Source organism: Synechocystis sp. FACHB-383, assembly GCF_014698605.1.
GTDB classification, from domain to species: Bacteria; Cyanobacteriota; Cyanobacteriia; order Cyanobacteriales; family Microcystaceae; genus Synechocystis; species Synechocystis salina.
Genome location: NZ_JACJTJ010000005.1, coordinates 1 through 7,001, shown reverse-complemented (window position 1 = coordinate 7,001; position 7,001 = coordinate 1). Strand labels below are relative to the sequence as shown.

General features: G+C 46.9%; 1 protein-coding gene. It reads left to right on the top strand.

Annotation, left to right across the window (positions count from 1 at the left end; all coding sequences use genetic code 11):
• Positions 1-7,001 (top strand): FG-GAP-like repeat-containing protein (locus H6G45_RS00065; protein WP_190595443.1); only part of this gene is annotated, 7,001 nt, incomplete at both ends.

Below are 7,001 nucleotides of genomic sequence, written 5' to 3'. Positions count from 1 at the left end.
ATATTTATTATTCAGTTTTAGGCCCGGATAATCAATGGAGTTTGGCCCAACCGATCGCCGCAGTGCAAACTGGCCAGGATCAAAAAGTGACGTTGGGGGCGGGGCCCAATGGGGAATTGCTTGCCGCTTGGTTAAATACCCAACAAGAAAGTAACGGCGAGACCCCAACCACCATTTACTGGTCAAGCTTCAATGGCACCACCTGGACTACTCCCCAGACACTCCTCTCGGAAATTTCTCCAGATGCCTTTACGGAACTGAATATCAGCACCATTAATGGCCAACCTGCTATTTTTTGGACAGAAAGCCAACCTGCTTCCTACAGCAATCTTGTAGTGGAGCAAGATCCCGTTGTTTATCTACGTCTAGGGGAACTGAGTGGCACGACGGCGATTAACGAAGGGCAATCTGGGCCGAGTTTTAACGGTAACTACAGTGGCAATTTCACCCTTAATCAAATTGGGGCCTTGGAAGACACCACAAACAATTCTGGTGATCCCAATCCTGCGGTCTTGTTCAATGGCGGCGGCGTGACCCTTGACGCGGCGATTCCAGTTTCCATTCAGGGATTTTCGGTGGAATTCTGGTTTAAATTACCGAGCGACAATGCCATACCCAACCTGGTGTCCATGGCGGAGGTCTTTCGCTTTAGCTCTGACGGAACAGAATTAAAGTTTAGTCTGGCTAATTCGACAGGTTCCAGTCTTCTTACAAACCAACCCCTAGATACAAATACTTGGTATTACGTTGTTGGTACCTATGACGGTTCCCAAGATATTCTCTCCCTATACCTAAATGGTGAGTTAGTGGGGAGTTTGGACAATGTCAGTTTTAGCAATTTACCCCAATCCGGCACGCTGGCAGTGGTGGGTCAGGGGGGATCGGTTTATGTCGATGAAGTCGCTTTTTATAACTCGGTGCTTTCCTATGTTCCTAGCAGTACTGGTTTAACCGCCTCTAACGTCACTGAATTTACGGGCAATCAATTTCTGGATGGAGCTTTAGGTACTAACGAAATTGGCAATCGTTTCGATGCTCAATATGTTGACCCAGTACCGCCCGGGCCAGAGGCTTACTACAGTGTTTGGAATCCCACCACTAATAGCTGGCAGTTAAATGGTCAAATTGAGCCGATTCCCACCATTACCCCGACAATTTTGAGTGATGCCAATTTCCCGATTTGGGATATTGTCGCGGCCACGGGCTCCCCAGCGGGCACAGAAATTTTCCCCAATGGTAAAGCCGACAGCATTTTCCAAATTAATCTAACCGGCGAACAAGGGCGAGAAATTACAGGGATTGAGCTCACAGTTCCTGGCACTGGTTTGCGTTGGGGAGTGGGTCAAAATGGTGATGGCAAGGCCATCGGTGGCTTCCAAATCGGGGTTATTTTGGGCGAAACCGTGCCCAATAATGGTCAACTCACGTTTGCTGATGGTACGACCCTGCTCAATAGCCTTAATCCGGCTCTTTCTGGATTAAACCATCGGGTGATGGGGGCAACCGAAACCCTGAGTTTGTTTATTGATGAAACCGGAAATACCTTCTCAGCAACGCCGACGGTGACGGTCTATTTCAAAGATGGTAGTAGCGTTACGCCCCAGGTTAGCTCTATTCGTAATCAAGGGGGGACGGTTCCTGCCAAAGGCATCAATGATTTAGGAACGGAAGTGTTGGGCATTGCCACGGTTACAGAAGCCAACGATGCCTCCTTAGCCAATATTGACAGCGGCTTTGTCATTAATACCAATAATCCGGCGATCGCCGCTGAGCTTGCTAGTGGTTTTAAGGCAGACGGCAGTTTAGCCTATGTTGCTGTGGGTAATCGGGGCTATACCGACAGTGCCGGCAATTTGGTCAGTGGTGGCACCATTCAAATCCTATTTGCCGGTGGCAGTGTGTTGAGCGGGACAGAGAGTAATCCCCTCACGACAACAGATTTATCGGGTAATCCGGGGGGAGTTTTAATCACCGGTATTGCCGATCGTAGCGTCCTCAATGGTGGCGTATCTATGAGCTTAGCCACGGGGGATATTGATGGTGATGGCATAGACGATTTGGTAATTGGGGATGCCAATGCCAATCGTGGAGATGGTGTGATTTATGTCATTTATGGCAGTTACCTTACCAGTAATCCTGGGACCACCATCGATGTTACTAAGTTAACTTCTGCTATGGGCTATGGGATCAATCCTGCCATTGCTTCTGCCCAAGCGGGATTTTCCGTTGTTGTGGGCAATTTTGATGGAGATGGGAAATATACCCGCAATGACATTGCCTTCGGTGCTCCTGGGGTCGGTGATGGTGGGGCTGTCTATATTGCTTACAACGGCAGTACATCATTCACGGAAGTTTACCAAGGAATTTCCTTGAATCAGGTGGGTGAACGGGCGGGATTTGCTTTAGGGGTTTCCCATTATTCACCAGGGAATCCCACCACATTCACCGGTAGTAAATCCAGCGATGACCTCTTCATCGGTGCGCCAGCCTATCAACTGGAAGTTAACAATCAATGGAAAGGGAAAGGAGGGCTACCGTCGGGCAGTCAATCGTTGTATAAAGACTCAGCACCAATTGCAGTGGGAGCCGTTCATGTTTTTTCCAGTAGTGTTTCAGGCTTGGCTTCCTGGGGAACCTACGCTGGGCCAAATATTCCCGCCCCCAACGGAGTAGCCACCAACTACCTTGCCGGGGCGGCGATCGCCTCTGAAGATTTGGATGGGGATGGACGGCAGGACTTAGCCATTGCGGCCACCGGAGTCAATGCCAGTGCCGGGGCAGTCTATGTCATCAGTGGTAGCAAAGCAACCTCAACAACATCCCTACAAACATTAAACGAGGTTAGCAACCTTATTGTTAATGGTTCTATCTCCAACGGTCAGGCCGGCACCATCATCACTAGCCCCGGCGATCTCAATGGGGACGGCTATCAGGATTTTCTCATCACCGCTCCCCAGGCTGGCAATGGCACAGGTCAAAGTTATTTGTTATTTGGCCCCCTCAATTTAGATGCGGTCGGAACCCTATTCGACCTCGGTGTCACCAGCCAGGATAAAACCTTCTTGCTCAACGGCAGTCTGCCCTATCAACTTGCCGGGGCGGCGGCCACTGGGTTGGGAAATATTACCGGAAAGAAGGGAAGCAACGGAAAAATTGATAGTTTGCTATTCACGGCTCCCAATGCCCAACAGGCCTATGCCGTTTATGGGCAATCCTACTTGGAGGACGATGGCAGTATTAAGTTGGCAAATATTGCCTCGGATAATGGCTTTGTCATTGATGGCAACAGCTTTAGTAGCTTCCAAGTAGTTAATCCCGCGATCCCTAACCAAGAAACTGATTTAATGCCCTCCTTGGTGAGCTATCAAGACACCTTGTACATGGCTGTCAAAGGGACGGGAAACAGCACAGATATTTTTATAACGACGAGTACGGATGGAGGAAAAACCTGGAGTAATGCAACAGTGGCGATCGCCAATGCCACTAACTTTTCACCGTCCCTTGCGGTTTACAACGATGTACTCTATTTAGCCTACACAGGCTTGGATCCCCAACTCAATGTTCTTTACAGCACAGATGAAGGACAAAGCTGGAGTCCGCACTATGCCATTGGGCAAGCTTCCAACAATGCTCCCACATTAGTGGTTTATCAAGACAAGCTGTTTACTTTCTTTACTGCTGATAATCAAACCAACAGTATTCTCTATATTTACTCTGATAATCCCCAAGCGAGTAATTCTTGGTCTTCAGACTTTGCCGTACAACTCACTGGGGGTAATCAAACCAGCCCCAACGCCGTCAGCGCCACGGTTTTATATGACACACTTTATCTTGCCTCTCAAACAGGAACCAAAAGTGCCCCCGGCGTAGGCATTGACATTACCTCGACAACTGGTACGGATCTTGGGAACCTGTCCTGGACTCTGGCTTCGGTACCGGGCATTAATACTAGCCAAACCCCAGGGCTGACAACGGATGGCACCAACCTCTATCTAAGCAGCTCGAAGGCCGGATATTCTTTGGTGTTAACCGATGCCGGAAGCCTGAAACTCTTTTCGCCTACAGGGGGGCAAGTGTGGGCTGCCACCGATAGCAATAACCAGATTATCACTGGGGCAAAGCAGGCTATTATGCAAGATGATGGTAACTTTGTCCTTTATAGTGAGCTCAACGAAGATCGAGCAAATGCACTGTGGGGAACGGGGACGAACGTCGGTAGTGTCAATTATCTCCAGTTGGGAGATGATGGAGGTCTTTATATCATTGATTCCGCGTCTAAAAGAGTTCTTTCGGCGCTTTACGATAATAATGGCACAGCCAACCCCAGTAATAACCGTAACGTAAAACTGACAGAGGGTGAGCAGCTTCTGCAAGAGCAGATGCTTCTATCCAACTCAGGTCTCAACTTCCTAACGGCTAGCATTTATAGCACAGATTGGACTTTGGAGCTAACCGATGCCGGAAGCCTGATACTCCTTTCGCCCACAGGGGTGCAGGTGTGGGCTGCCGCCGATAGCAACAACCAGATTATCACTGGGGGAAAAGAGGCCATTATGCAAGACGATGGTAACTTTGTCATTTATGGTGAGCCCAACGGAGATCGAGCAAACCCTCTTTGGGCAACAGGGACAAACGTCGGTAGTGTCAATTATCTCCAGTTGGGAGATGATGGAGGGCTTTATATTATTGACTCTGTGTCAAAAAAAGTTCTTGCGACGCTTTACGACAATAATGGCATAGCCAACCCCGATAATAACCAAAATGTACAACTGACAGAGGGTGAGCGGCTTTTGGAAGGGCAGATGCTGCTATCCAACTCCGGCCTCAACTTCCTAACGGCTAGCACTGATGGCCCAGATTGGACAACTAGCGAAATTCCAGGGACTAGCAACTACGCTCCGCCTCCGGCGATCATTGACAATCAACTTTATCTAGTGGGCTCTACCGCCAACGCAGGCTACCAAGTTTTAGAGTCTTCCCTACCCCCCTTTGACTCGATCGCCAATAACGGCAGTATTGTCCGAATGTTGGGCGATATTAACGGTGACGGGTTTGCTGATGTTTTTTCAGGGGGAAGCAATGCTGGGGTGATTATTTTTGGGGATAGCACCAAAGATCTGTTAACTGAAGCGAGTGGCAGTGATGACCTAATCATCACCATCCAAGGTGCCAACATTCAAGACGTGATTGGTATTGGTGATTATAACGGCGATGGCTTACAAGATTTTGCCGTTATCGACAGTAATCAAAACTTTTATTTAGTGTTAGGGAGTCAAAGCTTAAGTTCAGAGGGGCAAATACAATTAAATCAATCCAATATTTCTCTATCTAATGTTAAGTCTCAATTTTCAATCGGAGATTACAATGGCGACGGCTATGATGATCTTGTTTTAGATGACCTGTCAAACCAAACTTATACTATCTATTTGGGTAATTCCAATGGAAATATTAGTCAATCTCTGGAGACAATATTTCCAGTATCGATGCCTGCAACTTTTATCGGTATTGATATTAATGGAAGTGGTCAGAATAATCTTGTCTCGAGTGTTATTAATGAAACAAGCTTTGAGGCTATTCCTGAAGGCGTAGAAATCACTATTTCTGATATAGATGGAATAAAAAAACTAAAAAATATCGGTGATTTTAACGGGGATGGCATTGAAGATTTAGCCGTTCTTGTCAACGATTACGTTGATGGGGGTTTCAAATTCCCTCAAGCAGTGCTCATTTATTATGGTGATGCTACCGGGTGGACAAATACACTAAAACCAACTTTGTTTTTTAGTGTACTTAATGATATTCAACTTTCAACACTGGCAAAGGCTGGGGATGTCAATGGGGATGGCTTTGATGATTTATTAATAAGCTCCTCTAACTCCAATAATAATCAGGGCAGTGTTTTTGTTGTTTTTGGAGGAAATAGTAGTCTTTGGGTTCCGATCCGAGATAATTTTCCTTTTCCTCTCAATGATGTTCTCAGCGGTTCCCGTGGTTTTGTTATTGAAGGACTCCCAAATTCCGAAGCAGGAACCTCGATTAGTGGGGGAGGCGATGTTAATGGGGATGGCTTCGATGACTTCATGATTGGAGCTCCCGGTAACAACGATGAGCTAAGTTATGTCCTCTTTGGTAGCGACTTTAATCAGACGGTTAATCAAACCGGCACCATCGGCGATGATGTCATGCTCGGCACCCCGACAGGAGAAAGCTTTGTATCTGGGCAAGGCGATGACCAAATCTATACTAATGGAGGTTTAGACGTAGTTTATGCCGGCCCTGGAGATGACTTTGTTTCCGTCACCGATACCTACTTCCGTCGCTTAGATGGCGGGACAGGGTTAGATGTGTTGGAATTACAAGGTTATAACGGACAGAATTGGGATCTAACCACCCTTGCGCCAGGGGTACGACTCCAAGACTTTGAAGTAATTAGTATTCTCGATTATGGTGCGAATACGTTAACCCTCAATGCTTTAACTGTTATCAATTTGTCGAGTAACAACACGGTTGTTGTACTGATGGATAGCGTTGATAACCTTGTCTTAAGTTCCGATTTCAAAGCCGCAGGAACAACCTATCAATATGGCGATAAATATTATCAATACACGTCTAATCTGTCAGCGGCGACGGTTTTGGTTAACCAAGCTAAAGCCCCCACTTACACCGCCCCAAGCACCAATAGTCCAGCGCCGATTTTTCCTTCCGCTAATGCAGAGATAAATGCGAATACATTCAGTGATTTAACAATTGATTCCCAAAATAAAATTCCTCTTTCAAATCCCAATGCCCCGACTAAACTGCTTGTTTCCAATCCAAAAATTTCAGAAGTAAGGGGAGAGGTAGATTTTGTTATTGAACGGACGGGGGATCTAGACAAGTATGTTTTAATTAGTTATCTGACTCAAGATGGTGACGGCAAGGCCGGTAATCGCTATTTACCAGTGGCGGGACAACTAATATTTAGCCCAGGGGAAACCAGTAAAACAGTCACAGTTGAAATT